We start from the raw sequence: 25,899 nt of genomic DNA on the forward strand, positions 1-25,899 counted from the left end.
TCGTGGAGCGCCCGGCCGCTTCCTAGGCTGCGCCACCGTGACCCTCACAGAACGGACATCGCCGCCCGAGATCCGCCCGGCCGCGATGTCGCCCCGTTCCGTCGCGCTCGGCAGTGTCATCGGCACGACGATCGAGTGGTACGACTTCTACCTCTACGCGACCGCCGCGGCCCTGGTCTTCAAGCCGCTGTTCTTCCCGAACGTCTCCTCCACCGCGGGCACCCTGGCCGCCTTCGCCACCTACGCGGCCGGCTTCGGGGCCCGCCCGCTCGGCGCGATCGTGTCGGGCCATCTGGGCGACCGGGTGGGCCGCAAGGCGGTACTGGTCGGCGCGCTGCTGCTGATGGGCGTGACGACCGCCGCCGTCGGCGTGCTGCCGACCTACGGCCAGGTGGGCCTGCTCGCCCCGGCGCTGCTCGCGACGCTGCGCGTGCTGCAAGGTCTCGCGGTCGGCGCGGAATGGGGTGGCGCGGCACTGCTTTCGGTCGAACACGCGCCCTCGGGACGGCGCGGGCTGTACGGCAGTTTCACCCAGCTCGGTTCGCCCGCGGGCATGCTGCTGGCGACCGCGGTCTTCTATCTGGTGCGCGCCGTCGCCGGCGAGGACGCGTTCCTGGCCGGGGGCTGGCGGATTCCGTTCCTGCTCAGCGCCGTGCTGGTCGCGGTCGGCCTGCTGATCCGGGTGCGGCTCAGCGACGCCCGGATCTTCGGCAGACTGCGCGAGAGCGGCGACCTCGCGCGGCTGCCGATCGTGGAGGTGGTGCGCACCCAACCCCGGAACATCGTGCTCACCATCGGTTTACGCCTCTCGCAGATCGCGCTGTACGTCCTGCTCACCACGTATTCGCTGAGTTATCTGCAAGACGAGTTCGGCAAGGGCAGCTCGGTCGGGCTGGTCGCACTGCTGATCTGCTCGGCGATCGGGCTGGTGAGCACGCCGCTGTGGGCGTGGCTGTCGGACCGCGTCGGGCGGCGGCGGCCGTACCTGTTCGGCGCGGTCGGCGGGCTGGTCGCGCTCGCGCTGTTCTTCGCCGCCGCCGAGACGGGATCGAAGGTCGCGGTGGTGGTGGCGATCGTGTTCGGCGTCAACGTCATGCACGACGCGATGTACGGACCGCAGGCCGCGTGGTTCGCCGAGCTGTTCGACACCCGGGTGCGCTACAGCGGCAGCTCGCTCGGCTATCAGATCGGCGCGGTGCTGTCGGGCGGGTTCGCTCCCTTGATCGCGGCCGCGCTGCTGACGGCGGGCGGCGGCAGTCCGTGGCTGATCGTCGGGTACTTCGCGGTGCTGTCGGCGCTGACGATCGCGGCGGCCTGGTTCGCGCGGGAGACCTATCGAGACGAGATCGGAGAGACAGCGTGAGCCGGATCTACCTCAACGCCTTCGACATGGCCTGCGTCGGGCACCAATCGGCGGGCCTGTGGCGTCACCCCGACGACCAGGGCCATCGGTACCGGGAACTCGGGTACTGGACCGAGTTCGCGCGCATCCTCGAGGCCGGCGGTTTCGACGCGCTGTTCCTGGCCGACGTGCTCGGCGTCTACGACGTGTACGGCGGTTCGCGCGACGCCGCGGTCGCCGACGCGGCGCAGTTCCCGGTGAACGACCCGACACTGGCGATCTCGGCGATGGCCGCGGTGACCGAGCGGCTCGGCTTCGGCGTCACGCTGTCGCTGACCTACGAGCAGCCGTACGCGCTGGCCCGCCGGATGTCGACGTTGGATCACCTCACGGGTGGTCGGGTGGCGTGGAACATCGTCACCTCCTACCTGGACAGCGCGGCGCGAAACCTCGGGCTGGACAAGCAGATTCCGCACGACGAGCGGTACGCCGTCGCCGACGAGTATCTCGAGGTGTGCTACAAGCTGTGGGAAGCGTCGTGGGAGGCCGACGCGGTGGTGCGCGATCCGCGGCGCGGCGTGTTCACCGACCCGGCGAAGGTCCACGACATCGAGCACAAGGGCCGGTACTTCACCGTGCCGGGGCCGTTCCTCTGCGAGCCGTCGCCGCAGCGCACGCCGGTGCTGTTCCAGGCCGGGGCGTCGCCGCGCGGGGTCCGGTTCGCGGCCGCGCACGCCGAGGCGGTGTTCGTCTCCGGGCCGACGCCCGAGATCGTGCGGGAGCCGGTGCGCGCGCTGCGGGAGACGGCGGCCGAACTGGGCCGGGATCCGCGGTCGATCAAGGTGTTCGCCATGGCCACGCCCGTGGTGGCCGAGACTCGTGAACAGGCCGCCGAGAAGCTGCGGTCGTATCGCGAGTTCGTCAGTGTCGAGGGTGCGCTGGCCCTGTTCGGCGGGTGGACCGGTGTCGATCTGGCCGATCTCGACCCCGACGAGCCGTTGCGCTACGTCGAGACCGACGCCAACCGCTCCGCTCTCGCCTCGTTCACCACCGGCGACCGCTCCTGGACTCCCCGCGAACTCGCGGACACCCTCGGCATCGGCGGCCGCGGCCCGGTGCTGACCGGCGCGCCCGCCGACGTCGCCGACGAACTGGAGCGCTGGGTCGACGAGGCCGACATCGACGGCTTCAACATCGCCTACGTGACCACCCCGGGCACTTTCGCCGACTTCGCCCGCCTGGTCATCCCCGAACTCCGCCGCCGCGGGCGGGTCCCGGAATCCACCACCCCTACGACCTTGCGCGAAAGATTGGGCGGCGCAGGACCGCTGCTGGCCTCCGACCACCCGGGTTCGGCGTACCGCCGCTAGCGGGTTCGCGGACCGTAGCGACTCCCGCTGCCGCGTCCTTCGCCGTGCCCGTGTGCCGCCCCACTGGGCGCGGCCGATTCGGTGCGCGCAGTGTCTGGACGGCGCGATTCGGCGGGAGCCGCCTGCGGAGGCGGGTGAGCGCATACGCTGAGCTACGTGGATTTGCTGGTGGGTATTGATCTCGGGACGGGGAGTAGCAAGGGGGTCCTGGTCCGGCCGGACGGGGTGGTGGTCGCCGAACATCAGGTCGCGCACGAGATATCGCTGCCGCGGCCGGGGTGGGCCGAGGTCGATCCGGTCGGCATGTGGTGGGCCGAGGTGTGCGCGATCAGTCGTGCGCTGGTGGCCGCCGCGCCGTCCGGGTCGCGGATCGCCGGGATGTGCGTCAGCGGCGTGGGGCCGTGCTTGGTGCTGTGCGATGACGAGTTGCAGCCCGTGCGCCCCGCCATCCTGTACGGCATCGATACCCGGGCGTCGGCGGAGATCGCGGCGCTCACGGACCTGTTCGGTGCCGACGAGATCCTGCGGCGCGCGGGCAAGTCGTTGTCGAGTCAGGCGGTCGGGCCGAAGATCGAATGGGTGCGCAATGCCGAGCCGGAGACTTTCGCGCGGGCCCGGCGCTGGTACGGCTCCAACTCGTTCGTGGTGGCGAAGCTGACCGGCGAGTACGTCCAGGACCACCACACGGCCAGCCAGTGCGATCCGCTGTACTCGATCCGCGACTTCGACTGGAACGCGGACTGGGCCGGGCGCATCCTCGGCGACCTGCCGCTGCCGCGCCTGGTGTGGCCCGCCGAGGTGGTCGGCGCGGTCACCGCGGCGGCCGCCGAGCAGACCGGGATTCCGGCCGGGACGCCGGTGGCGGCGGGCACGGTCGACGCCTACGCGGAGGCGTTCAGCGTGGGCGTCCGCAATCCCGGCGACCTCATGCTGATGTACGGGTCGACCATGTTCCTGGTGCAAGTGCTGGAGAAGTTCCACACCAACCCGGCGCTGTGGACCACGACCGGCGTCGAACAGGGCACCTTCGCGCTCGCGGCGGGTACGTCGACGGCAGGAAGCCTCACCCAATGGCTCCAGAAGGTCACGGGCGGTGCGCCTTTCGACCAGCTGATGGCCGAGGCCGCGGCGGTGCCGCCTGGCTCCGAGGGTCTCGTGGTGCTGCCGTACCTGGCCGGTGAACGCACGCCCGTCTTCGATCCGGACGCGCGCGGCGTCGTCGCCGGACTCACCCTGCGCCACGGCCGCGGCCACCTGTTCCGCGCGTCCTACGAGGGCATCTCCTTCGGCATCCGCCAGATCCTGGAGATGTTCGACGACGCCGACTCCCCGGTGACCCGCGCGGTCGGCGTCGGCGGCGGCCTGCGCAGCCCCGTCTGGACCCAGGCCCTCAGCGACATCACCGGCCTCACCCAACTCCTCCCCGAACAAGCCATCGGCGCCAGCTACGGCGACGCCCTCCTGGCCGCCATAGGCACCGGCCTCGTTGCCCCCGAAACAGATTGGGCCCGCATAGCCCGCGAGGTCCCCCCGAACCCCGCCCACCGAGAACGCTACGACGACCTCTACAAAACCTGGCTCCAGCTCTACCCCGCCACCCGAGACCAAGTCCACCGCCTAGCCGAATTCGGCTGAATCGCGTTCACCAAGACTCAACGGCCCCTAGGTTCGATGCCACGTTCCCGGCCTCGTTCCACCCGACCGGTGCGTGTCCGAGCCGCCGCTATCGCGTCGCGGCTCGGCGGTTCGATGCCGGGTGTGGGTCGGGTGACTCTCAGTAGATCGGCCACCTCTCGGGCCATGTCGCCGCGTTCTCCCTTGGCGGCGAGTTCTCGCGCCTCTTGTGCCGTCTTCGCGAGCCGATCGGCCGCATCCCGCTGATGCTTCCGTGCTGCCTCCTCGGCAGCCTCACGTCCTTTCCTCGCCTTCTCCGTCGCAGCGTCCGCGACCTCCCGCCGGCGCGCATTCTCCACTGTGTCCGGCGTATCTCGCCCGCGCCCGCTGTCACCCTGTCCCTGTGCCCGCAACACATGCCCGAATCGCTGCGCGAACTCGCGGGCTACCTGTCGGGCCGCTTCCTTCTGCAGCCGCTCGCGCTGTTGTCTGTGCGCTTCCCGTTCGTCACGAGCGCGCTGCACGGCGCGGTCGCTACGTTCGCGCTCCGCCCGGACTCGCGTCAGCCATCGGGCAACCTCTCTCTTTTGCTGCAACAGCCGATTACGCGCCAGCTCTTGCCCGACCCGGATAGCGCGCAGCCGTTCCGCTTTCGAGTCCTCGACGACTTTGAACCGGCCTTTGAACTGTTTCTCCATCCGGTCCATGAGCGCCCGGACCGCCGGGTCGACGCGCTGCCCTCTGACTATCACCCATTCCTTGTAGTCGATTCGACCCCTCGCGAGCAGTTCTCGCTCTTTCAGCAATTGCGGGATGGCGGTTTTGGCACGAATTCGGCCGGATTTGTACTCGGTTGCTTCTCGCACCCTCTTACCGGGTCCCGGCAGCGCGTTATCCAGGATGCGTGGGCCTTTGAATCCCGGTACGTCCAGGCGTAGCTCTTTGCGCCACCCGTTTGCTTCGGTGTGCCCGCGTAGGTGCGCCATGCCGTCGCGGAACCAGTCGCCGACCTCGCGGGGGCCCTTGCCGTGACTGCTGTAACTGTCGTCGCGGTCGGCCACGACTGCCCCCCAAGGTTTCTGGATACAGTTAGCCGGGTCCTACTGGAACAGGTACGGCTTCCACTTCCGCAATGCGTCCCCGGTGGGACGTCCGGCCGCCACCCATTCAGCATGGTCTTCGGCGGTGTAATCGTATGTGTCCAAAAGGAATTCGCTGCAAAGCAACCCCGCCGGGTCGATGCCCGCCCCGAACGGTAGTTCGACCTCCGGCGACACCTTTGGCCCATCGTTCCCGGGGGCCGAATTGTTTATCCATTCACCCTCGAAATTGCGGCGGAACACTTCGCCGATGAACCGGATGAACGGGGCGGCCTCCTCCCAGTCCGCAACGTCGAATTCGCCGCGCTCGACAGCTGCCCAATTGGGAAGGGTCTGCTTCGCCACCGCTCGAGCGTGAATCAAACCTTCACGGCTGTAGGGGTCTTCACCCAAACTTGGAACAGTCCGGAAGAACGCCTCCAAGTCGGAATCCGCGCGGGCGAGCCATTCGATCCACAACTGAGAGGGCTGGTCGGCGTCCATCCGTGATTCCCCTTTCCGTCTGCTGCTGTCGCTGGGAGCCTAATAGTTCCGGCTGCTGTCCGGCTTGATCTTCTCGGCCTCGATCAGCGTCCGCCATGCGGCCCGCTTGCGTGGGCAGTCCTCCACCGAGCAGGCCCGGTGCTGCTGCATGATCGTTTGGGCGTGCCGAACCGTCAGCGGCGAATACGGCGCATCGTGCGTCCAGCCGATCGCCGACCGCTCCCGGCCGAGGCGCGCCCGAATCTCCTGCACGCTGGGTCCAGCTTGGTCGTCGCCGAAGCCTCCGCGCCACCAATCGAATCTCGTCATGTCCGATCCACCTTCATCGAGAAGGAGGTCCATCGCCCGAAACTCATTCGTGGAGTAGCGGTTTCAACGTCCACCACACACATCAGCGCGTGCAACTGGACCACGTCGAAATGGCAAGGCGTCGGCGCGATCACGGCATCCACGTCAGCGGCCCGCACCTGATCGACCAACGGAATGACCGACGGGTCCGGCCAGTACAGGGCATAGCCCAGCTGCCGGGCAAGCCTTCTGATCCGAGCATCCTCCAACTCGCCCCACCGCACATTCGAGTCCACCCACGCAAACGCTGTCGGATGTGCCCTCATAGTCCCGCTTGCCTCCCAATCTGTCGCTGGTGAGCACCCGCCCGCCGGGCCATGAAGAAGAGCCTGATCGAGGGAGGACAGACGAAGTGCCACCGCTTGTGGCACTCTGGGCAGCGAGGACACTGTCCAATTGGGGATGTGAAAACGATGACCCAACCAGTCGACGGAGTCGGCGTCCGCGTCAGGGAACGGCGCAAGCTCGCCGGATTGACGCAACGGCAACTGGCAGAGCGGTCGAACCTTTCACTGTCGCTGGTCCGAAAAGTGGAACAGGGCGACAAGCCGGCTTCGCCAGGCTTCATCAGCGCCGCCGCCCGAGCTTTGAACACCGGCATCGACGATCTCACCAACCAGCCATTTCCGCGGAACACCCGCGACGAGCAACAGGTACACGCCGGAATCGTCGGTATCCGCCGCGAACTCGCCTCGTATCGCATCGAGCCGTTCGGGGATATTCCGCCGCGACCGATCGACGAGCTCGCGAGCGAGGTAGCGACCGCATCGGCATACCGGCATGGCGTGAAGCTCGGCGAACTCGGTCATATGTTGCCGGGGCTACTGTCCGATCTTCGGACGGCTTGGCATTCGACATCGGGCTCCGAGCAGGAACGCGTCTTCGCACTTGCCGCCGAGGCATACGCCGCGACCAGCCAGGTCGTCTACAAGCTCGGCTACATCGACCTGTCCTCGCTCGCCGTCGAGCGGTACGAGTGGGCCGCCGCTCGTTCGGGCGACGAGCTGATGGTGCTCGCGGGCGATTACCAGCGCGCCGGAGAGCTGATCATGGGTGCCGACTGGGCCGCGTCCGAGCGGCTTCTCGAAAGCAGCCGATCACGGATCGAAGATCGCCTCGGCACCGGAGATCCGGTGGTGCTGAGCATGTGGGGGAACCTGCATCTGAAGAGTGGGCTCGCTGCCGCTAGAGCCGGACGGCGCGACGTTGCCGACGCACATTTGGCAGAGGCCACGGACACCGCCCAACGGATCGGCGAAGACCGCAACGATTACCAGCTCTGCTTCGGACCGACCAACGTCGATATCTGGCGAGTCGGCTTGGCGGTAGAAGGCATGGACGGCTCCGAGGCGGTCCGGCGCGCACAATCGGTCAAGCTTCCCCGGCACACGCCCAAAGAGCGAGCCGGGCACTATTACATCGACCTGGCCAGAGGATTCCTGTTGCACGGCGACAAGGAGGGCACTCTCCACTCGCTGCACATGGCCAAACGGATCGCGCCGACACAAACCAGATACCACACCCAAGTCCACGAGACTGTCCGACAACTCGCGCGAGACGAAGTCCGCAGCACCGAATCCATCCGAGGCTTCGCCGCCTGGTGCGGCATCACACCATTCTGATCCGGTGTCTACGCGACGGTGGACGCCACGCAGGAAGGACATGGGGGCAGGGCGTGTTCGTGGCCGAGCTTGTCAGCTCACCCCGTACCCCCCGTCGATCGGCACCTCCACCCCGTTGATCATCGACGCGAGGTCGGAGGCGAGGAACAAAGTGGTGGCCGAGACCTCGGCGGGAACCGCGAAGCGGCCCAGGGGGATTCGGGCGAGCATGGGGGCGGATTTGGTTTCCTCGCCCCAGACTTTGCGGCCCATGTCGGTGAGGACGACGGTGGGGCAGACCGAGTTCGCGCGGACGTTGTGGGGGCCCAGTTCGAGGGCGAGTACTCGGGTGGCCATCACGAGACCGGCCTTCGAGGTGCAGTAGGCGTAGTGCTCGGGTAGGGCGCGCAGGGCGGCGGCGGAGGCGACGGTGACGATCGCGCCGCCGCCGGCTTCGGCCATGGCCTTGCCCACTGCGGCGGCCAGAAGTGCGGGCGCGCGGAGATTCACCGTCAGCACTTCGTCGAACGCGGCGGCGGTCAGGTCGGTCACCATCTCCGGGTGGGAGATTCCGGCGTTGTTGATGAGTACGTCCAGCCCGCCGAAGACCGCGGCCGCCTCGTCCGCCAGCCGCGCGGGCGCGTCCGGTTCCGACAGGTCGGCCGCGACTCCGGCGGCTTCAATCCCATACTGCTCAGCCAACTTTCGGGCCTGCGACGACAGCGCGTCGCCGCCGCGCCCGGACAGCACCAGCGTCGCGCCCGCACCGGCGAACGCCTCGGCCAGGTCGGCCCCGATACCCCGGGACGCGCCCGTGATCAGCACCCGTTTCCCGTCGAGCCGTATCGAATGCGTGTGCTCCCCAATCGAATTCATGCGCTCTCCAACAGTTGTCGTGCGGTGGCGGGATCGGTGACCAGCCGGTTGAAATAGCCCGCCCGCGCCCCGGCGAGGATCGGTGCCACCTTCTCGCCGCCGACGGCCACCGCGATGCCGACGGGAATCCGTTGCAGCACCGCCAGTTCCACCGCGATCAGCCGCTCCCCGCCGGGAAAGTCGACCCGCTCACCGGACCGGTCGTAGAACCGCGAGCACACGTCACCCACGGCCGCCCGCAGCGAGGCCGAGGTGGTGGGTACGAATTGCGGGATGTCGTCGCGCAGCAGCGGGGGAGCGCCGACACCCATCAGCGCGCACCGCGCCTTCGGCCACAGATCGAGGACCCGCTGAATCGACGGGTCCGCGCGCAGCGTGTCGTAGAGATCCGGGCCCGGAAGTGCCGGAGCGAACAGGTAATTCGGCCGCCCGCCGAGCTTCGCGGAGATCAGCCGGGTGATCTCGTTGGTCTGATACCACCCCTCCGGCTGGTCGTTGCCGCCCACCGTGGGCACCACGAGCACGCCGGGAACGCGCTCCAGATCGAACTGCGCCACCTCGTAGACCGTGCGCCCGGACGACACCAGCAGCACGTCCCCGGCGACCAGCCCGACCTCCGCCAGCGCCCGCGACACCGCGGGCGCGAGGAAGCTCCCCATCACCTCGACCAGCGGCTTGGCCGGGGTCGGCGCGGGCAGCGGAGCGGACAGGTAAACCCGTTGCAGCCCAATCGCTTCGGCCAGCGAACCGGCGAGATCGCCGGTGTCGTGCGCGTCCGGCGCGCGCACCTCGATGCGCACGATGCCCTGCCGCCGGGCCTGCGACAGCAGGCGGCTCACCGTCGCCCGGCTGACCCGTAGCTTCTCCGCGACCTGGGCCTGGGTGGCGTCCTCCTCGTAGTACATCTTCGCGGCCGCGTAGAGCTGCGCCGGCGCGAAAGTGCCACTGTCGGACGGGGTCTGCGCCGGAGTGTCGGGGCTGCTGGGCATGCCTGCAGTATTCCACTGAACATATGTTCACGCCATAGGTGCTGTGAACATTCGTTCTGGACAAATGTCAACGACGTGGGTTACTGTGACGGCAGACACAGGATGAAGGGCAGTGCGATGACGGAGAAGATGCAGGCGGTGATCTGCCACGGACCAGGTGACTACCGGCTGGAGGAGGTGCCCGTCCCGGTCCCCGGTCCGGGCGAGGCGCTGGTCCGCGTCGAGGCGGTCGGGATCTGCGCCAGCGACCTGAAGTGCTACCACGGCGCGGCCAAGTTCTGGGGTGACGAGAACCGCCCGGCCTGGGCCGAGACCGAGGTCATCCCGGGTCACGAATTCGTCGGGGAGATAGTCGAAATCGACGCCGAGGGCGCCACGCGCTGGAACGTGCAGGTCGGCGACCGGGTCGTCTCCGAGCAGATCGTGCCCTGCTGGCAGTGCCGCTACTGCCTGCGCGGCCAATACCACATGTGCGCCCCGCACGACCTCTACGGCTTCAAGCGCCGCACGCCCGGCGCGATGGCGAAGTACATGGTGTATCCGGTGGAAGCGCTGGTGCACAAGGTGTCCAAGGACCTGCCGCCCGCGCACGCCGCGTTCACCGAACCGCTGTCGTGCTCGCTGCACGCGGTCGAGCGGGCCGGGATCACCTTCGACGACGTCGTGGTGGTGGCGGGCTGCGGCCCGATCGGCCTGGGCATGGTCGCGGGCGCGCGCGCCAAGAGCCCGGCGCACGTGATCGCCCTCGACATGGCCCCCGAGAAGCTGGAACTGGCCCGCGAGTGCGGCGCGGACATCGTGATCAATATCCGCGAACAGGACGCGCAGGCCATCGTCATGGAGCTGACCGACGGCTACGGCGCGGACGTCTACCTGGAGGGCACCGGCCACCCCTCGGCCGTGCCGCAGGGCCTGAACCTGTTGCGCAAGTTGGGAACCTACGTCGAGTACGGCGTCTTCGGCAGCGACGTGACCGTCGACTGGAGCATCATCAGCGACGACAAGGAACTCGACGTCCGCGGCGCGCACCTGGGCCCGCACTGCTGGCCGGCCGCGATCCGGATGCTCGAGTCCGGCGTCCTGCCGATGGACAAGATCTGCACACATCAGTTGCCGCTCAGCGAGTTTCAGAAGGGCCTCGACCTGGTGGCGAGCGGGACGGAGTCGGTCAAGGTGTCGCTGATCCCGTCGTGAATCCGGCCGGGGCGGCCGCCGGATGAGGGGGCGGCCGCACCACAGCAACGGGGGGACGACCACACCAGCCGCCGGCGACGGCGAATCCGAGGAAGTTCGATGAGGGACAGACAGTATTGCGGACCGCAGATGTCACGCCGGAACATGTTGCGGGCCATGGGAATCGCGGGCGCGGCCGCCGCGACGCTGCCGGCGCTCGCGGCATGCGGCGTGGGCGGCGGCGTGAACGCCACCAACGGCGCGTCGGAGGTGACCGGACCGTTCGACTGGCGCGCCGCCCAGGGCACCACGCTGAACCTGCTGCAGACTCCGCACCCGTACCAGCAGTCGCTGCAACCGCTGCTGGCCGAGTTCACGCAGCTGACCGGGATCACGGTGAACACCGACCTGGTCCCGGAGGCCGACTACTTCACCAAGCTGAACACCGAATTGGCCGGCGGCACCGGCAAACACGACGTGTTCATGCTCGGCGCGTACTTCATCTGGCAGTACGGCCCGCCCGGCTGGGTCGAGGACCTGGCCCCGTGGATCGCGAATTCCTCGGCGACCAACGCGGAGTACGACTTCGAGGACATCTACGAGGGCCTGCGCACCTCCACCCGCTGGGACTTCACCCTCGGCTCGCCCCTGGGCACCGGCGGCCAGTGGGCGATCCCGTGGGGCTTCGAGAACAACGTCGTCGCCTACAACAAGGCCTACTTCGATCAGCGAAAGATCAAGCTGCCGGACACTTTCGACAATTTCATCCAACTCGCCGTCGATCTCACCGACCGCTCGCAGAACCGGTACGGCATCGCCACCCGCGGCTCCAAGTCGTGGGCGACCATCCATCCCGGATTCATGACGCAGTTCGTCCGTGAGGGCGCGCGCGACTACGAGTTCTCCGGCGGCGAGCTGCGCGCGGCGATGGATTCCGACGCCGCGGTCGCCTTCACCGAGAAGTGGATCGAGATGCAGCGGCTGGCCGGGCCGACGTCCTGGACCACCTACGACTACCCGAACGCCACCGGCGACCTGGGCGACGGCAAGGCGATGATGGTCTACGACGCCGACAGCGCGACCTACCCGAAGAACAAGCGCGGCGCGAGCGCGCAGGCGGGCAACCTCGGCTGGTACCCGGGACCGGCGGGCCCGGGCGGCAACTACAGCACCAACCTGTGGACCTGGTCGCTGGCGATGAACTCGATGTCGAAGAACAAGCTGGCGGCGTGGCTGCTCATCCAGTGGGTGACCGGCAAGGAGGCGCTGTCGAAGGCGGTGCAGGGCGGCATCTTCGCCGATCCGGTGCGCAAATCGGTGTTCGACGGCGTGTTCAAGCAGCAGCTCGGCGGCATGCCCGGCTACCTGGAGACCTTCGAGGCCGTGATCGGCAGTTCGAAGATCCAGTTCACCCCGCAGAAGAAGTTCTTCGACACCACCGAGGACTGGGCCGTCGCCCTGCAGGACGTCTACGGCGGCGCGGACGCTCGGTCGCGGCTGGCCAGCCTGGCCAAGACCTGTTCGTCGAAGGTCAATCTGTGACCCGCCGCGGGTCGGAGAAAGGGAGAGCGAGATGACCACTCGAGCCGTCAGTCCGCCGCCGACCGCGGCCCCGCAGGCCTCGCCGCCGCCGGAAACGACTGCCGCCGTGGCGGTTCCGCGCTGGCGACGGTCGCTGCGGCCGTACCTGCTGTCGGTGCCCGCGGTGCTGATCGTCGTCGGCATCCTGTATCCGTTCGTCATCGGCGCGTACTACTCGGTGCTCAATTACGCTGCCGTGAACCCGAATCCGGTGTTCATCGGCCTGCGCAACTACGCGAGTGTGCTGGGGGACATGCAGTTCTGGACCAGCGTGCGGGTCACCGGCGTCTTCGCGGTGGTGGCGACCGCCGTGGAGACGGTGATCGGCGTGGGAATCGCGTTGCTGCTCAACAGGTCCAGCCTGATCGGGCGGATCTTCGAGAAGGTGCTGATCCTGCCGCTGATGATCGCGCCGGTGATCGCCGGGGTGATCTGGAAGCTGATGTTCAACCCGCAGTTCGGGATTCTGAACCACGTCTTCGGGCTCGGCTCCACCTTCGACTGGCTCTCGCACGACAACGCGCTGTGGTCGGTGATCCTGGTGGACCTGTGGATCTTCACGCCGTTCGTGGCGATCCTGGTGCTGGCCGGCATCCGGTCGCTGCCCAAGGAGCCGTTCGAGGCGTCGGCGGTGGACGGCGCGAGCTGGTTCTACATGTTCCGCAAGCTGATGCTGCCGATGCTGTGGCCCTACATCCTGGTGGCGGTCATCTTCCGATTCATGGACAACCTCAAGGTCTTCGACGCGGTGTACGTGCTCACCGCGGGCGGTCCGGGCGTGGCCACGCGCACGCTGCAGATCGGCGCCTTCGAGGACTCCATCATCAATCTCGACTACTCCCGCGGCAGCACCTACATGTTCCTGCTGTGGGCGATCGTGTTCATCACCGCGCGCCTGCTGGTGGGCGTGCTCGGCAAGGCGCAGCGTCGCGCCGCTGGAGCGGAGTCGTAGCTCATGGCCAAAGAACTTCTTCCCGGACAACGGCGGTTCACCGCCGCGTCGGTGGGCGCCGACGTGGTGCTGATCGGCTGGTTCGTCTTCTCGCTGTTCCCCATCGTGTGGATGGTGTTGCTGGCGTTGAAGACTCCCGCCGAGCAGACCACCACCTACTTCCGGTTCAGCCCGACGCTGGAGAACTTCGGGACCGTGCTCAGTCGGCGCGGTACCGACCTCACCAGTGTCGACTTCAAGGCGGCGTTGCTGACGAGCTTGCTGAACTGCGGTGGGGCCGTGCTGGTTTCGCTGCTGATCGGTATCCCCGCGGCGTACGCGGCGGGCCGGTGGCAGTACAAGGGCTCCAACGACCTGATGTTCACCATGCTGTCGTTCCGGTTCGCGCCGGAGCTGATGGTGATCGTGCCGCTGTTCGTCATCTACAACCAGATCGGGCTGTTCGACACCAAGGTCGGCATGATCTGGGTGCTGCAACTGGTGACCATGCCGCTGGTGGTGTGGATCCTGCGGTCCTATTTCCAGGATCTGCCCGAGGATCTGGAACAGGCCGCCCTGCTCGACGGGTACACGCGGCGGCGGGCGTTCGTGATGGTCGCGCTGCCGCTGGTGCGGCCGGGCATCGCGGCGGCGGCGCTGCTGGCGTTCATCTTCGCCTGGAACAACTACGTGTTCCCGCTGATCCTGGCCGACAGCAACGCCAGCACGGTGACGGTGGCGATCACCAAGTTCCTCGGCGGCGGCGGGCAGGCGTACTACAACCTGACCGCGGCGGCCGCCGTGATCGCGGCCCTGCCGCCGCTGCTCGTGGCGCTGACCATTCAGCGATACCTGGTGCGCGGCTTGTCGTTCGGGGCGGTGAAATCCTGATGGCTGTTCTGACACTGCACGGGCTGACCAAGCGATACGGGAAAACCGTTGGCATCGAGGACGTTTCGCTCGACATCGCGGACGGCGAGTTCTTCGTGATCCTCGGGCCCTCGGGCGCGGGCAAGACGACCACGCTGAAGTCGATCGCGGGACTGGTCGACGTCGACGGCGGGTCGGTGCGCATCGGCGGCACGGACATGACCTCGGTGGAGCCTTACCACCGCAATGTCGCGATGGCGTTCGAGAGTTATGCGCTGTACCCGCAGAAGACGGTGGCGCAGAACCTGGCCTCCCCGCTGCGTTCGGGGCGCACGGGCAAGTATTCCGAGGCCGAGCAGCAGGAGCGGATCGACACCGTCACCCGCACCCTGGGAATCGACCACTTGCAGAAGCGTTTTCCGCGCGAGCTGTCCAACGGGCAGCGGCAGCGGGTGGCGCTGGGCCGGGTGCTGGTCCGGCCGGCGGACGTGTACCTGCTGGACGAGCCGCTGTCGCACCTGGACGCCAAGTTGCGCGCGGCCATGCGAGCGGAACTGCGTGAACTCGGGCGTCTGTCGAATACGACGACGGTCTACGTCACGCACGACTACCAGGAGGCGCTGGCGCTGGGCGACCGGATCGGCATCCTGCGCGACGGGCGCCTGGTGCAGGTCGGCACGCCGGAGGAGATCTGGCGGCGGCCGGTCGACACCTTCGTGGCGCGGGCGCTGGGGCAGCCGGAGATGAACATCGTCGACGCGGTGGTGTCCGGCGGTCGAATCACGGTGCCGGGCACGGGAATCGACATCCCGGTGGGGCTCGAGGTTCCCGGCGGCCGGGCGCGGCTGGGGCTGCGTCCGTGCGATGTGACGGTGGCCGAACGCGGCGGTGACCGGGCGGGTGTGCTGACCGTCGCCGGGCGCGTCACGCTGGCCGAGCGGCTCGGGCGCAATGTCGAGGTCTCGGTCGATATCGGCGGGGTGTCGCTGATCGCGCTGTCGGCGGGCGGCGCGCACGTCCGCGAGGGCGCGGAGGTCGCGCTGACCGTCCCGCTCGCCGACGTGCACGTGTTCGCCGCCGGTGATCCCGGGAGCGACAGTCGGCGGCTGGGCACGGTCGAGGGCGGCTCCCCGGCCGCGCCGAAAGCCAACGGCCACCGGCCCGATGTCGACGTTCCGGTAGCCGAGGAGCGGCAATGACAGCGGTGGCGAAACCCGGGAGCGGCAAGACAGCGGCGGCGAGACCCCAGGAGGGACAATGACATCCGAGGCGACAGTGACCTCGCCCGCGGGTTCGTCCGTGGCACAGCGGCTGACGCTGGAGCGGCTCACCAAGACCTACTCGGCGCGGGGCCGGGAGAGTTTCCAAGCGGTCAAGGGCATCGAACTCGATATCGAACCCGGCGAACTCGTCGCGCTGCTGGGTCCTTCGGGCTGCGGCAAGACCACCACGCTGCGCATGATCGCCGGGTTGGAGACGGTGACCAACGGCGCGATTCGTATCGGGGAGCGCGACATCACCGATCTGCCGCCCGGAAAGCGCGGCGTCGGTGTGGGATTCGAGAGCTACGCCCTCTATCCGCCGCTGTCGGTCCGGGAGAATCTGGCCTACGGGTTGAAGGCGCGCAAAGTCGCCGGGGCGGATCGGCTGGTCGCCGAGATCGCGCGGCGGCTGGAACTGGAGGACCTGCTGGAGCTGCGGCCCGCGGGTCTGTCCAGTGGGCAGAAGCAGCGCGTCGCGCTCGCCCGCGCCCTGGTGCGCAACCCGCCGGTGCTGTTGCTGGACGAGCCGCTGTCGCATCTCGATGCCTCGGCGCGGCAGCGGGTGCGGCGCGAATTGAAGGTGTTGCAGCGGGAATTCGGCTACACCACCATCGTCGTCACGCACGATCAGGTGGAGGCGCTGAGCCTGGCGGACCGGCTGGCGGTCATGGACGGCGGCGTGATCCAGCAGTTCGGCACGCCGGACGAGGTGTTCGACGATCCGGCGAATCTGTTCGTCGCCGGGTTCGTCGGCGAGCCGCAGATCAACATCGTCGACGGTGTGGTGGAGCGGGACGGGTCGAGCGCAGCCGTCCGGATCGGCGGTGCCGCACTGCCTGTCGCCGCGACGGAGGTCGCCGCCGGGCAGCGCGTGAAAGTGGGTGTGCGCCCGCAGGATTGCCGCCTCGCGGCCGGGCCCGGCGGTGCGGGCGAATTGCCTTGCGCCATCAGGTATTTCGAGCATCTGATGGAGTTCGGCCACGCGGCCGTGGATATGCCGGGCGTGGATGCTCCGGTACTGGTGGAGACTCCGGCGGAGATGCGATTCGACGCGGGGCAGTCCGTCGCGCTGTCGGCGCCGGCCGAGCGCGTCTACCTGTTCGACCCGGATTCCGGAAAACGTTTGCGATAGAGGGTTTCTCATGACGTGGCTCTACAACGACCCGGCATCGTTCACCGAAGATATGCTGACCGGATTCCTCGACGCCAACGCCGAATACGTGATCGGGGTGCCCGGCGGCGTGGTGCGCGCGACGCCCACCCGGCCCGGCAAGGTGGCCGTGGTGGTCGGCGGCGGATCGGGTCACTACCCGGCGTTCTGCGGGGTGGTCGGGCCCGGCTTCGCCGACGGTGCGGTGGTCGGCAACATCTTCACCTCCCCGTCGGCGGCGGACGCGGCGTCGGTCGCCCGCGCCGTCGACAGCGGCGCGGGCGTACTGCTCACCACCGGCAACTACGCGGGTGACGTGATGAATTTCGGCCTGGCCGTGGAACAGCTGGCCGCCGACGGGATCGCCGCGCGGTACTTCGCCGTCACCGACGACATCGCCAGCGCGCCCGCCGGGGAAGAGGACCGGCGGCGCGGAATCGCCGGGGACTTCACCGTTTTCAAATGCGCGAGCGCCGCCGCCGAGGAAGGCTACGACCTCGACGGCGTGACGCGGGTGGCGGCGCTGGCCAACGGCAACACGCGGACCCTGGGCGTGGCCTTCGACGGGTGCACGCTGCCCGGTGCCGCCGGGCCGCTGTTCACCGTCGAGAAGGGGACGATGGGCCTGGGCCTGGGTATTCACGGCGAGCCGGGGGTCGCGACACACGAGCTGCCGTCCGCCGCTGAACTCGCGCGGCTGCTGGTCTCGGGTGTGCTGGAAGACCGTCCCGCTGGGGGCGGCACGCGGATCGCGGTAATCCTGAACGGTCTCGGCCGCACCAAATACGAAGAGCTGTTCGTCCTTTGGGGCACCGTGGCCCCGCTCCTGCGCGACGCGGGCTACACCCTGGTGCAGCCGGAAGTCGGCGAACTGGTGACCAGCCTCGACATGGCCGGTTGCTCTCTCACGGTGATGTGGCTGGACGACGAACTGGAACGCTTCTGGACCGCGCCCGCGGATACTCCGGCGTACCGTCGCGGGGTTGTTTCCGGTGTAGGCCAGGCTGTTTCGCGTGTGAGTGCGGCGGCGGTGTCGCCGACCGGCTCGGATCCGGCCTCGGTGAACGGTGCCCGTGGTGCGGACGACCACGATCGCGTCGAAACGGCTCTGCGAGCGGGCGATTCGGCGCGTGGATCAGCCGGGGGTCACCGTACTGCCGCCGCGCCGGCGGACGGCATGGACGTGGGGGCTGCGAACAGCGGCAGTGCGGCGGTTGATGCGGCTGCGCGGGAGTGTGGTGCGGCTGTCGCGCGGGTTGTGCGTGCGGTGGCGTCGGAAATGGTTGCGGCAGAAGAGGAACTGGGGCGGATAGATGCCGTGGCCGGGGACGGGGATCACGGGCGGGGGATGGTCCGGGGTACCGCCGCGGCGCGGGCGGCGGCCGATGCGGCGGTGGCCCGGGGTGCCGGTCCCGGCGGTGTGCTGAAGGCCGCGGGCGAGGCGTGGGCGGCGCAGGCGGGCGGTACGTCCGGGGTGCTCTGGGGTGCCGCGCTGACGGCGCTGGGCGGGCGGCTCGGCGATTCCGGCGTGCCCGGTCACGCGGAAATCGTTGCGGGAGTGCGGGCCGCCTACGAGGCGGTGGCGCGACTCGGGCGCGCGCAACCGGGCGACAAGACCATGCTCGATGCCTTGCTGCCGTTCCTCGAGGCCGTCGAACGCGGTGAAACCTGGTCGGCCGCAGCGGAAATCGCGGAATCCGCCGCCCAGGAGACCGCCTCGCTGCGACCACGGGTCGGCCGCGCGCGTCCGCTCGCCGAACGCAGCGTGGGCAGCCCCGACGCGGGCGCGATCTCCCTGGCCCTGTGCCTGCGCACGGTGGTCACCGAACTGAAAGACACTGCCGCGGAAGGAGTCCGCCGATGACCGGAAAACTACGCATCGTGGTCGGCTGCGACGACGCCGGCTTCGACTACAAGAACACCATCAAGGCCGACCTCGAGGCCGACGACCGCGTGGCCGAGGTGATCGACGTGGGCGTCGGAGCCGACGAGCACACCGCCTACCCGCACGTCGCGGTCGCCGCCGCCCGCCTCATTACCGAGGGCAAGGCCGACCGGGCGCTGCTGATCTGCGGCACCGGACTGGGCGTGGCGATCAGCGCCAACAAGGTGCCGGGCATCCGCGCGGTCACCGCCCACGACAGCTTCTCCGTGGAACGCTCGATACTCAGCAACAACGCCCAGGTCCTGTGCTTCGGCCAGCGCGTGGTCGGCCTCGAACTGGCCCGCCGACTGGCCAAGGAATGGCTCGGCTACCACTTCGACCCCGACTCGGCCTCGGCGGCGAAGGTCGCGGCGATCGGCCGATACGAAAGCGCTTGACGCGTAAGGTCGGCAGGATGACGGTCGCCGAGGATCTCCTGTTGCTCGCCTACCGCAACGACACGGGCAGACCCCGCGTCGGCGGTACCCAGTTGAATGCCGCGCTGGCCGGCGCGGCCATCGTGGAACTCACCCTCGCCGGTGCCCTGCGGCTCACCGAAACCGACGAACCCGGCCACAAGAAGGGCCGCCTGGTGGCCACGGGCACTCGGCCCGACGACCCGCGCCTCGCCGACCTCGTCGCCGTCGCCGACGGCCGCAAACCGAAGGACGCCGTAGCCAAGGTCGCCGGTTTCGGCGCCTGGCGCAACCCCTCCCGAAACCTGCGCGAGGCCCTACTCCACGACCTCGCCGACGCCGGCCAATTCACCTCGACCACTTCGAAAATCCTCGGCCTCTTCCCGACCACCGCCTGGAAACCCAACCCGACCGGCGACAAACCCCGCATCGAACAACGAGTCCGCGCCGCCACCGTCGACGGAACATCCCCCGACGACCGAACCGCCGCCCTCATCTCCATCCTCCACGCCGTAGACCTCCTCCCCAAACTCTTCCCCGACGCCGACAAACGAGCACTCAAACGCCGCGCCAAGGAAATCAGCGAAAGCGAATGGGGCGGCCCCGCAGTCCGCAAAGCAGTCCAAGAAGTCCAAGCCGTCACCGTCGCCGTCATAGTCGCCACCACCACAGCCGCCAACGCAGGAAGCTGACATGCCCGGCCACGGCCTACGTGACCCGGTGACCTCCCTCGAGTTGACGGAGTGGTTGTCACCCCTCACCGAGTCCCGCCGTGCCCACTCTCTGGCAGTCGGCCGCAAGGTGGAAAACGCGGCACCGACCTTGCCTGAGCCCGCGCGGCAGATCGCCGTCGAGGCGGCATATCTGCACGATGTCGGATATGGCCACCCAGTGCTCGGCTTCCATCCCATCGACGGCGCGAATTTCCTACTCTCGCAAGGCCGCCCGGCCGCAGTATGTCATCTCGTCGCCTACCACACCGCGAGTGTCGTCGAAGCCGAAGTACGTGGAATAGACATGGTGGTATTCGACGCTTTCCGCCCGCCTTCCGATCTCCCCGGCCTCGCACAAGCAACCGACCTGCTCTGGTGGGGCAGACATCACCACCGGCCCCAACGGCGAGCATTTCACCATCGACGAACGTCTCGCGGAAATCCGGAACCGCTACCACCCGGGAACAGCCGTACACACCGCCATCGAGCGCTCCGAACCACTCCTACGGGCGGCCGTTCACCGAGTCTGCGGATCGAAGTAGGGCTCCGCGTTCCCACAGCCAGTCGCTTCGACCCCGACACGGCCTCGGCAGCGAAGGCCGCGGCGATCGGCCGATACGAAAGCGCTTGACGCGTAAGGTCGGCTCGTTTCGGCGGGCCGTTCGGTCAAGGCCCGACGGTTGTCTCGAATCGGTCCCGCGTCGAGTACAGCTCCCAGGCGGCTTCGGCGAGGTCGGCGGGGTCGAGCGGTTTCGGAAGGATCACCGGATCCCAGTGCCGGGCAGCGTATTCGGCGGATTCACTGCCCCCGACCATGCCCGCCACCTGAATCAGACCCGCGTACACCCCGGTTCCGGCGAGCGATACGTGGAGGTTGTGCAGATACGCCCGTGCCGCTGCGGCGGCGACCGCGACGTTGCCCAACTGCGGAACCGGCGTACTCGCCGCGACCGTCGATCCGAACAACACGGCCCCGTTCCCGCGGGCGAGCATGCCCGGCAGCACCGACTCGATCAACACCGTCGGCGTCCGCAGCAGCATATTCAGGCCGAACTCGAACGATTCCGGATCACAGGCGCGGATATCGACCCGCCGCTGCATCCACTCCGGCCCGGCCGGCGCGTACTCCAGCACATCGATGCGACCGAACCGGTCCGTGATCGCCTTTACCACACCTGAAAGCTGTTGCCGGTCAGCAAGATCCGCCACGAAGCCATTGGCCTCGATACCGTCGACGGCCAATTCACCGACCATCGCGTCCAGCTTCGCCCTGGTGCGCGCGACCAGGGCGACCCGGAACCCTTCCCGTCCGAACCGGCGTGCCACCGAACGCCCGAGGCCTGGCCCCGCACCGAACACCGCGATCGTCTTGGACGTGTCGGTCATGAATCCTCCTCGAAAGCACCGTAACTTGACGGTGCCGTCAAGTTGATTCGAAGGTTACCGCATAACATGACGATGCCGTCAAGTTATAGAATTCGGGAATGCCTTCCAGCGCTCCCGTCCCTCGGCCACTGCGCAGTGATGCCGAGCGCAATCGGGCCCGAGTGATCGACGCGGCGCGGGAGATGTTCGCCGAGCACGGCATCGACGTGGCGATGGCGGAGATTGCCCGCCACGCCGGCGTCAGCAACGGCACCCTCTACAACCGCTTCCCGTCCCGGCAGGACCTCGTCGAGGCGGTATTCCTCGACCGGCTCGAAACGCTGGCCACGCTCGCCGAACACGCGGCGGCAGACCCCGATCCGTGGCGCGGATTCGTCTCCTACGTCACGGGAATGTGTGAACTCCAGGCCGGCGACCGCGGGTTCAACGAGGTCGCCGCCCGCGGCTTGAAATCTCCTGCCGCACAACCGTTGCGAGACAGAGCGGCGGCAGCGTTGGCGGAACTGTTCGGCAACGCCAAGGAACGCGGCCGGCTTCGCGCCGACGCCACCGTCGACGATCTGGCTTTCGTGGTCTGGGGAATCTCATGCACCGTCGAGATGACCCGCGACCACGCGCCCGACGCATGGCGCCGTCACCTCGCCCTGTTCATCGACGGATTCCGCTCCACCGGCACCCGGACACTCCCGGAACACACGAACTGCCCGTATCCAGCCGCTCACTGACCCGACAGGCGAAGCCGGCGCTCCGGCGTCGTAATAACGACCAATACGTTGCCGTCGAGGCACGGCAATTCATTCTGTGTGCGCAGGCTTGTTTGTGATGAGGGTGTTGAGGTTGGTGCGGGTGGATTGGAGTTGGTCGATGGCTTCGTCGATTCGGGTGCGTTGTTGTAGGAGGCCTTCGATCAAGCCCTCGCAGCCGGGGATCAGGTTGCCGTTGTCATCGATGAGGCAGGGGAGTACTTCCAGGATTTGGGTGGTGTTCAAGCCTGCTGCGAGGAGGGTTTTGATGCGTTGTACTGCTGCTACGTCTTCTTCGCGGTAGGTGCGGTAGCCGCTCGGGCGGCGGGCGGGGGTGAGCAGGCCCTGTTGTTCGTAGTAGCGCAGGGCGCGTTCGGTGACGCCGGTGCGGCGGGCCAATTCGCCGATTCGCATGTCCACTCCAGCTTGACTCTGACGCTGACGTCAAGGTTTAGCTTAACCGGCATGACCACTGTGACCGTTCTCGGACTCGGGCCTATGGGGCATGCGCTGGCCGCCGCATTTGCTGCTCATCATCCGACCACCGTGTGGAACCGCACGCGGAGTAAGGGGGCCGACCTCGATGCGACCATCGCCGATACCGCCGCCGACGCGATCGCGGCCAGTCCGCTCGTCATCGTGTGTTTGCCGGATTACGAAGTGGCACAGTCGGTTCTCGACGCCGACGCCTTGCGGGGACGCACTCTCGTGAACTTCTGTGGTGGCTCCCCGTCGCAGGCTCGTGCGATGGCGGCGTGGGCGGAGCGGTACGGCATCGGTTACCTCGACGGTGTGATCATGTCGACGCCCGAGGCCATCGGCACGGCGGAGGCGGCGCTGTACTACAGCGGGTCGCGCGAAACCTATGCGGCGCACCGGATCACGCTGTCCGCGCTCGGTGAGAACGCGAACTACCTCGGCGCGGAACCAGGCCGGGCCGCCGCGTTCGACCTGTCCCTGCAGGACATGCTGTGGACGTCGATGGCGGGCGTGGTGCACATGTTCGCCTACGCCGCCGCCGAGGACATCGCCGCGGGCGAACTCGCCGAGCACGCGAAAGGGCTGCTCGGCTTCTTCCCGGACATGATCGACATGCTCGCCGAGCAAGTCGCCGCGGGACGTTTCCCCGGTGACACGGGCACGCTCACGGCCATCGGGGCGATCATGGACCGGATCTCCGAGGCAGTCCGCGCGAAGGGCCTGGACGACAGTGTGCTTGGCGCTGTGCGGGCCCAGATGCGGCGGGCGATCGACGTCGGATACGGAACCGACGGGTTCGGCCGACTGGCTGCGCTCGAGCAGTCGACTGTTGCTTGAAGGGCGAAGCTTGCCGTTCGGGCTCAACTTATCTACTGTCTCCGTACGTAGATAGTAGATAGCCGACGGGGGTGCCCGTGTGGTTCCGGTCGGCTTCCCCGTGATCTCGACGGGGCGGAAAGGAGTGCAGCATGGCGAAATCCGAGATCTGGTCGCGGGGGACGGCGGTACGGGCGGCTACGGTGGTCGCGGTGGCGGCTGGTACGGCGATCGTCTTTGCGGGGCCGGCGGCCGCGGACGAGGCGCCCGCCGCGCAGCCTGCCTCCGTCACGGTGGAAGAGGTGCACGGCAAGGGGCATGGGAACAATCGCGGGAGGGGCGACAACCGTGGTCCCGGCCGCAACCGTGGTCCGGGCTGGGATCGCGGACCGGGCTGGGATCGTGGCCCCGGGTGGGACCGTGGTCCGGGCTGGGATCGTGGCCCTGGCTGGGATCGTGGACCCGGCTGGAACGGTTTCCGGCTGCCCGGTACCGGCAGCGCTTTCTGATCCCGACCTGACGAACGAGGCCGTCGGCGGTCGGCATCGCACGAAGCCTGTGGCGGGCGGCCTCATTCACCACGCGCGGCGATTTAGGTAGACCCCGCGATAGCGCAGGGGTGCGACGTGGCCGGGGTCACGGTGACGGGGTGGCTTCTCTGAGTAGCTTTCCAGGTATGGACAACCAGGAACCCAGTCGGACCGCGCTCGTGACCGCCTACGCCCGGGCCTACCACCAGATCGCCGACCGGCCGAGGATTCTCACCGATCCATTGGCGGCACGGCTGCTCGGTGTCACCGACGACGAGCTGAGCGAATTCGACAGTCCCGCAGCGGATCCCGAGAGCAGTCTGGGAGCCCTGCGGTTCGGTGTCAGCGATCGCCCCCGCCGCCTGTTCTTCGCCGCCCGAGCCCGTTTCGCGGAGGATCGAGTGGCCGAAGCCGTCACGACGGGCGTGCGGCAGGTCGTGATCCTCGGGGCGGGTCTCGACACCTTCGCCTACCGCAATCCGTATCCCGGCCTGCGGGTCTTCGAGGTCGACCATCCCGCTACCCAAGCGTGGAAACACCGACGCCTCGCCGCCTCCGGCATCGACCGGCCCGAGGCGCTGGCCTTCGTGCCGGTCGACTTCGAAACCGATTCATTGGCAACACGTTTGGACGAGGCCGGATTCAGCCGGACCGAACCCGCCGTCTTCGTGTGGCTCGGCGTCGTCTACTACCTGACTCCCGACGCCGCCCGCGCCACCCTCGACTACATCGCCCGTCAGTCCGAGTCGGTGGAGGTCGTCTTCGACTACCTGGCGGACACCGACGAGGATCGTGCGCAGCTGCGGGCGCGCGCACAGCGAGCGGCGGCCGTCGGCGAACCCTGGTTCAGCTATTTCGCTCCGCACGACATCGCCGCGCAGTTGCGCGCGCTCGGCTTCACCGACATCGAAGACCACGCCGCCGCGAATCTCATCGCCGGATATCTCGACGGGCCCGGGGAATTCGACGGCGCGCCGCCCCAGTCGCTGCGCCCCATCCGCATCCTCCGGGCGAGCCGCTGAGCACATCACACCGGCAAACCCGCTGTCACCGTGCGCAATTCGGCCAGCGACTCCTCGATGAAGTCGCGCAGCGTGCGCTGTCCGGGCGCGGCGATCCAGCGCTCGTAGGAGATCTTGAAGACGGCGATGCCCGTCTCGGCGGCGAGGGCGGCCGCCGGATCCCGGACGCCGCGGCGTCGCAAGGCGTCGGCCAGGGCCGAGGCCAGCATCGCCAGTTTGATGAGTTCGCGCTCGCGCAGTTCGGCATTGCCGCTGACGGCGGACTGGCGCTTGCGGGCGAAGCCGGGATCGGCCTGGAGCGGTTCCACGACGGCCCGCAGCGCCGTGGCGACCGCGGCCAGCGGCGTCGCGGTCGCGGGCGCCTGCTCGAGCGCGGCCACCATGAGGTCGCGCAGGACGCCCTGGCCCGCGAACAACACCTCGCGCTTGTCGGCGAAGTAGCGGAAGAAGGTCCGTTCGGTGAGCCCCGCCCGCTTCGCGATCTCCGCGACGGTCGTCTGGTCGAACCCGCGCTCGGTGTACAGGTCCAGCGCGGCCTGCGCCAGCCGCTCGCGCGCATTGGGTTCCCATCGACTCACCCCACGATCGTATGCGACGGCAGAGACTGCCATCAACGCGCCGATCGGGGCACCGCAGGTCAGGACGGGGTGGTGGTGTAGCTGCGGGCGACGAGCGCGGAGCGCAGGTACCACAGGCCGCTGGCCTGGGTGGGGTCGAAGCCGGTGAGCTGCGCGATGCGCTTGAGCCGGTAGTCCACGGTGTTGGTGTGGACGTGCAGGAGCCGGGCGGTGCGTTGCCGGTTGAGGTTGTGCGCGATGTGGGTCCGCAGCGTCTGGAGCAGTTCGGGGTACTCGTCGAGCGGTGCCAGCAAACCGCGCAGGAACTCCAAACCCGGTCCGGGCCTGGTCAATTGATATTCGAGGGCGAGATCGTCGAAGCGGTACAGGCCCGGCTCCAGTTGCAGGCGCGTGACCATGTCGAGCAGTTGATGGGCCTGGTCCGTGGCCGCCGGGATGTCGTCGGTCGCGGCCGTGACCACCGTGGCCGTCACCGGGACGCGGGCGGCGTGGGAGAGGGTGGTGGTGAGGGTGTCGAGGGGTGGGGTGGTGGTGTGGGTGGGGAGGAGGAGGGTGCCGCCGTCGGTGGAGAGGAGGGCGAGGGTGGTGGTGTTGGTGGTGG

Annotated in this window: 27 protein-coding genes; 17 read left to right on the forward strand and 10 right to left on the reverse strand. The window is 68.2% G+C overall.

The features are described 5' to 3' along the window. Window positions 1–85 precede the first annotated feature (85 nt). From IU476_RS31290 to IU476_RS31300, 3 genes are all read left to right on the forward strand, one after another. Window positions 86–1,363 carry an MFS transporter gene (locus IU476_RS31290; protein ID WP_195105942.1) on the forward strand — a complete coding sequence of 426 codons (1,278 nt, stop codon included), beginning with the start codon at window positions 86–88 and terminating at the stop codon, window positions 1,361–1,363. Beyond that, entirely contained in the window at window positions 1,360–2,712 is a 1,353-nt protein-coding gene (locus IU476_RS31295; RefSeq protein ID WP_195105906.1) for an LLM class flavin-dependent oxidoreductase, read from the forward strand. The genes IU476_RS31290 and IU476_RS31295 overlap by 4 nt, the downstream gene beginning before the upstream one ends. Before the next feature lie 156 nt (window positions 2,713–2,868). After that, window positions 2,869–4,347 (forward strand): FGGY-family carbohydrate kinase, encoded by a 1,479-nt coding sequence (locus tag IU476_RS31300; protein ID WP_195105907.1) that lies wholly within the window; start codon window positions 2,869–2,871, stop codon window positions 4,345–4,347. Window positions 4,348–4,364: 17 nt separating this feature from the next. Here IU476_RS31300 and IU476_RS31305 read toward each other — a convergent pair whose 3' ends face one another. From IU476_RS31305 to IU476_RS31320, 4 genes are read right to left on the reverse strand one after another with little or no spacing between them, the layout of a single operon-like run. Next, complete coding sequence (locus IU476_RS31305; RefSeq protein ID WP_195105908.1) at window positions 4,365–5,387, reverse strand: hypothetical protein; 1,023 nt, start codon at window positions 5,385–5,387, stop codon at window positions 4,365–4,367. A gap of 39 nt (window positions 5,388–5,426) precedes the next feature. Beyond that, complete coding sequence (locus tag IU476_RS31310; RefSeq protein WP_195105909.1) at window positions 5,427–5,909, reverse strand: hypothetical protein; 483 nt, start codon at window positions 5,907–5,909, stop codon at window positions 5,427–5,429. 39 nt (window positions 5,910–5,948) lie between these two features. Then, entirely contained in the window at window positions 5,949–6,218 is a 270-nt protein-coding gene (locus tag IU476_RS31315) for a hypothetical protein (protein WP_195105910.1), read from the reverse strand. Further along, window positions 6,215–6,493, reverse strand: coding sequence for a hypothetical protein (locus tag IU476_RS31320; protein ID WP_324194467.1), 279 nt, complete (start codon window positions 6,491–6,493; stop codon window positions 6,215–6,217). Before IU476_RS31320 ends, IU476_RS31315 begins: the two co-directional genes overlap by 4 nt. A 177-nt stretch (window positions 6,494–6,670) precedes the next feature. On the opposite strand from IU476_RS31320, the gene IU476_RS31325 reads away from it, so the two are divergent. Then, a complete protein-coding gene (locus tag IU476_RS31325) occupies window positions 6,671–7,879 on the forward strand; it encodes a helix-turn-helix domain-containing protein (RefSeq protein WP_195105943.1) in 1,209 nt (402 codons plus the stop codon). 72 nt (window positions 7,880–7,951) lie between these two features. Here the strand turns inward: IU476_RS31325 and IU476_RS31330 are convergent, their stop codons facing one another. Beyond that, on the reverse strand, window positions 7,952–8,734 hold the full coding sequence (locus tag IU476_RS31330) for an SDR family NAD(P)-dependent oxidoreductase (protein ID WP_195105912.1): 783 nt from the start codon (window positions 8,732–8,734) through the stop codon (window positions 7,952–7,954). Then, window positions 8,731–9,723, reverse strand: a complete 993-nt coding sequence (locus IU476_RS31335; protein WP_195105913.1) for a sugar-binding transcriptional regulator — start codon at window positions 9,721–9,723, stop codon at window positions 8,731–8,733. The genes IU476_RS31330 and IU476_RS31335 overlap by 4 nt, the downstream gene beginning before the upstream one ends. A 117-nt stretch (window positions 9,724–9,840) precedes the next feature. Here IU476_RS31335 and eltD point away from each other — a divergent pair, with 117 nt between their 5' ends. The 10 genes from eltD (at window position 9,841) to IU476_RS37260 (ending at window position 20,374) form a co-directional block, all read left to right on the forward strand. Beyond that, window positions 9,841–10,917, forward strand: coding sequence for an erythritol/L-threitol dehyrogenase (gene eltD, locus IU476_RS31340; protein ID WP_195105914.1), 1,077 nt, complete (start codon window positions 9,841–9,843; stop codon window positions 10,915–10,917). Window positions 10,918–11,061: 144 nt separating this feature from the next. Further along, window positions 11,062–12,438 carry an ABC transporter substrate-binding protein gene (locus IU476_RS31345; protein WP_195105944.1) on the forward strand — a complete coding sequence of 459 codons (1,377 nt, stop codon included), beginning with the start codon at window positions 11,062–11,064 and terminating at the stop codon, window positions 12,436–12,438. Window positions 12,439–12,469: 31 nt separating this feature from the next. Further along, the gene (locus tag IU476_RS31350; protein WP_195105915.1) at window positions 12,470–13,429 is read left to right on the forward strand and encodes a carbohydrate ABC transporter permease; all 960 of its coding nucleotides are present in this window, start codon (window positions 12,470–12,472) and stop codon (window positions 13,427–13,429) included. Between the two features lie 3 nt (window positions 13,430–13,432). Continuing rightward, window positions 13,433–14,299, forward strand: a complete 867-nt coding sequence (locus tag IU476_RS31355; protein WP_195105916.1) for a carbohydrate ABC transporter permease — start codon at window positions 13,433–13,435, stop codon at window positions 14,297–14,299. Further along, window positions 14,299–15,477: an ABC transporter ATP-binding protein gene (locus IU476_RS31360; protein WP_195105917.1), complete on the forward strand. Its 1,179-nt coding sequence runs from the start codon at window positions 14,299–14,301 to the stop codon at window positions 15,475–15,477. Before IU476_RS31355 ends, IU476_RS31360 begins: the two co-directional genes overlap by 1 nt. 58 nt (window positions 15,478–15,535) lie before the next feature. Next, window positions 15,536–16,672, forward strand: a complete 1,137-nt coding sequence (locus IU476_RS31365) for an ABC transporter ATP-binding protein (protein ID WP_195105918.1) — start codon at window positions 15,536–15,538, stop codon at window positions 16,670–16,672. A 10-nt stretch (window positions 16,673–16,682) separates the two neighbouring features. After that, window positions 16,683–18,554 carry a dihydroxyacetone kinase family protein gene (locus IU476_RS31370; protein WP_195105919.1) on the forward strand — a complete coding sequence of 624 codons (1,872 nt, stop codon included), beginning with the start codon at window positions 16,683–16,685 and terminating at the stop codon, window positions 18,552–18,554. After that, window positions 18,551–19,012: a ribose-5-phosphate isomerase gene (locus IU476_RS31375; RefSeq protein ID WP_195105920.1), complete on the forward strand. Its 462-nt coding sequence runs from the start codon at window positions 18,551–18,553 to the stop codon at window positions 19,010–19,012. Before IU476_RS31370 ends, IU476_RS31375 begins: the two co-directional genes overlap by 4 nt. 17 nt (window positions 19,013–19,029) lie before the next feature. After that, window positions 19,030–19,722 carry a GOLPH3/VPS74 family protein gene (locus IU476_RS31380; RefSeq protein WP_195105921.1) on the forward strand — a complete coding sequence of 231 codons (693 nt, stop codon included), beginning with the start codon at window positions 19,030–19,032 and terminating at the stop codon, window positions 19,720–19,722. A gap of 1 nt (window position 19,723) precedes the next feature. Beyond that, the gene (locus tag IU476_RS37260; RefSeq protein WP_369123139.1) at window positions 19,724–20,374 is read left to right on the forward strand and encodes an HD domain-containing protein; all 651 of its coding nucleotides are present in this window, start codon (window positions 19,724–19,726) and stop codon (window positions 20,372–20,374) included. A gap of 35 nt (window positions 20,375–20,409) precedes the next feature. On the opposite strand, the gene IU476_RS31390 is transcribed toward IU476_RS37260, so the two are convergent. After that, complete coding sequence (locus IU476_RS31390) at window positions 20,410–21,129, reverse strand: SDR family NAD(P)-dependent oxidoreductase (protein WP_195105923.1); 720 nt, start codon at window positions 21,127–21,129, stop codon at window positions 20,410–20,412. A gap of 98 nt (window positions 21,130–21,227) precedes the next feature. Here IU476_RS31390 and IU476_RS31395 point away from each other — a divergent pair, with 98 nt between their 5' ends. Then, entirely contained in the window at window positions 21,228–21,854 is a 627-nt protein-coding gene (locus tag IU476_RS31395) for a TetR/AcrR family transcriptional regulator (RefSeq protein ID WP_195105924.1), read from the forward strand. 69 nt (window positions 21,855–21,923) lie between these two features. On the opposite strand, the gene IU476_RS31400 is transcribed toward IU476_RS31395, so the two are convergent. Beyond that, on the reverse strand, window positions 21,924–22,286 hold the full coding sequence (locus tag IU476_RS31400) for a MerR family transcriptional regulator (RefSeq protein WP_195105925.1): 363 nt from the start codon (window positions 22,284–22,286) through the stop codon (window positions 21,924–21,926). A gap of 12 nt (window positions 22,287–22,298) precedes the next feature. Between IU476_RS31400 and IU476_RS31405 the strand changes: the two genes are divergently transcribed. Further along, window positions 22,299–23,189, forward strand: coding sequence for an imine reductase family protein (locus tag IU476_RS31405; protein ID WP_228824595.1), 891 nt, complete (start codon window positions 22,299–22,301; stop codon window positions 23,187–23,189). Between the two features lie 655 nt (window positions 23,190–23,844). Beyond that, entirely contained in the window at window positions 23,845–24,720 is an 876-nt protein-coding gene (locus tag IU476_RS31410; protein WP_195105926.1) for a class I SAM-dependent methyltransferase, read from the forward strand. Window positions 24,721–24,725: 5 nt separating this feature from the next. Here the strand turns inward: IU476_RS31410 and IU476_RS31415 are convergent, their stop codons facing one another. Both IU476_RS31415 and IU476_RS31420 read right to left on the reverse strand, forming a co-directional pair. Next, window positions 24,726–25,298, reverse strand: a complete 573-nt coding sequence (locus IU476_RS31415) for a TetR/AcrR family transcriptional regulator (protein WP_195105927.1) — start codon at window positions 25,296–25,298, stop codon at window positions 24,726–24,728. Window positions 25,299–25,357: 59 nt separating this feature from the next. Beyond that, on the reverse strand, window positions 25,358–25,899 hold a 542-nt coding region (locus IU476_RS31420), incomplete at its 5' end, for a PucR family transcriptional regulator (RefSeq protein ID WP_195105928.1).

This window comes from Nocardia blacklockiae (assembly GCF_015477355.1).
Classification (GTDB): domain Bacteria; phylum Actinomycetota; class Actinomycetes; order Mycobacteriales; family Mycobacteriaceae; genus Nocardia; species Nocardia blacklockiae.